The sequence below is a fragment of the Streptomyces sp. sk2.1 genome (genome assembly GCF_008120935.1).
Taxonomy (GTDB): domain Bacteria; phylum Actinomycetota; class Actinomycetes; order Streptomycetales; family Streptomycetaceae; genus Streptomyces.
Genome location: NZ_RDBO01000304.1, coordinates 1 through 1957, shown reverse-complemented (window position 1 = coordinate 1957; position 1957 = coordinate 1). Strand labels below are relative to the sequence as shown.

The following is a 1957-nucleotide window of genomic DNA, read 5'->3' as shown; positions in this document are numbered from 1 at the left end:
CCCCGGAACCCTCCCCCTCCCCGTGCTCCGGCACTTCCTCCGGTACGGAATCCGGTACGGCCGGGTCCGGGTCTCCCGCGGGGGCCGCGGGGGCGGCCCCCGCATCGAGGTGGGCGACGAAGTCCCGTAGCCGCGGGTACTCGAAGAGGGCCCGCAGCGGCACGTCCCGGCCCAGACCGTCGCCGACCGCGATCACCAGCGATTCGGCGAGCAGCGAGTGCCCGCCGAGTTCGAAGAACGAGTCGTCGGGCGCGATCCCGTCGACCCGGAGGACCTCCTCCCACAGTCGCACCATGTCCGCGACCGCCGGCGTGACCGCGTCGGCGGGTACGGGCTCCGGCGCGGCAGCGGGTCGGCGGACCGTCTCCACCCGGATCACGGGCGCCCGTTCGCCGAACTCGGCGCGTACCGGCGCGAGGGCTTCGTCGGCGCTCACGGACACGTCGACGGTGAGCCGGGCGTGGAGCTCGGCTCCCCCGCCGGTGGGTGTCACCACGGCGCTCCGCACGGCCGGATGGCTGCCGATCAACTCGGCGATGCCGGATGCGCGCACGGGTCCGTGTGCCGTCGTGACGGGGTCGGTGAAGTCGTCGACGGCGGCTTCCGGGTCGTCGGCGACGGCCTCCAGCACCCGGGTGTAGTCGTCGGCCATCATCCGCAGCAGGGTCGCGCCGACCGCGCCGCCCGGGTCCTTCCACAGCACGTGCGTACCGCCGCTGTCCTCACGGACCATGACCGCGAGGGTGTAGTCGGCGCTGCTCTCCATGGCGAGCAGGGTCAGCGCGCACGCGCCGCCGTCCGTGCGCAGCCTCAGGTCCCGCACGTCCACGTCCGCCCGCAGGCCCGCGTTCCAGTACTGGAAGACCGTTCCGTGGGTGCGGGCGCGGGATTCCCAGCCGGTGAGCCCGGCTTCGCGCAGGATCGCCGGGAGCGGGAGTTCGCCGTGGGTCATCGCGGCGCGCAGCGTGCCGCGCAGGGACGCGAACACCGTGGCGTACGAGTCCCCGCCCCGCACCCGCTGCCGGACGGGCAGGGCGTTGACGAAGTAGCCGACGGTCTCGCGCGTGGCAGGGTCGACGCGTCCGTGGAAGGGGACGGACGCCAGCAGGTCCTCCTGACCGCAGTACCGGCGCAGCAGGGCGAAGTAGGCGCCGAAGAGCACGGTCACGTAGGAGATGCCGAGTTCCTGGGCCCGGGTGCGCAGCCGCGCGACGAGTCCGGGGTCGAGCGCGGTGTCCAGGACGGCGTGGCCCGGCTCGTCGACGGAACCGGGCAGGGCGAGGGCGGGCAGTTCGCCGCCCAGCACCTCGCGCCAGTGGGCGCGGTGGGTGTCACCGGCGGGTGTGTGGGTCAGTTCGCGGGAACGGGCCGCGAACGCGGTGAGGACGGCGGCGGGATCGGCTGCGTCCAGTGGCTCGCCGGCGTAGGCGCTGCGCAGCCGGTCGAGCAGGAGAAGGATCGAGGCTCCGTCGAAGACCAGGTGGTGGACGGAGGGGAGCAGCACGGTCCAGCCCGGACCGTGCAGCACGTCGACCCGGGCCAGCGGCCCGCGGCGCAGGTCGAAGGGGCGCCGCCAGATACGGCGTGTCTCCTCGTCGATCCCACCGTTCACGGTGTGTTCGACGACGGGGATCGGCTGGGCGTCCGCCCAGTCGACGGCCGGGCCGTCGGGCGTCTCGACCACCCGGGCGCACAGTTGGGGGTGGGCCTCGCCGAGCGTGTCGACGGCCAGTCGGAGCCGGTTCACGTCGAGCGTGCCGCGCACCCGGAACGGGGTCGGAATGATGTGGGTCCACTGGCCGGGGTCGAGTTTCCAGGAGACCCACATGGCCTCCTGCCCGACGGAGAGCTGGACCCGTGAGGCGTTCGGGGTGCTCGGGGCCCGGGAGGCCGCCGGGGGCGGGGCGGAGGTGTCGTCCGGACGGGGTGTCGTGGTCATCTGCTGTCGCTCCTCGCG

Annotated in this window: 1 protein-coding gene; it reads right to left on the bottom strand. The window is 73.9% G+C overall.

What is annotated here, in order from left to right:
- A partial coding sequence (locus tag EAO76_RS44100; protein WP_262376294.1) for a condensation domain-containing protein occupies positions 1-1939 on the bottom strand: 1939 nt, incomplete at its 3' end.
- Between the last annotated feature and the right edge of the window lie 18 nt (positions 1940-1957).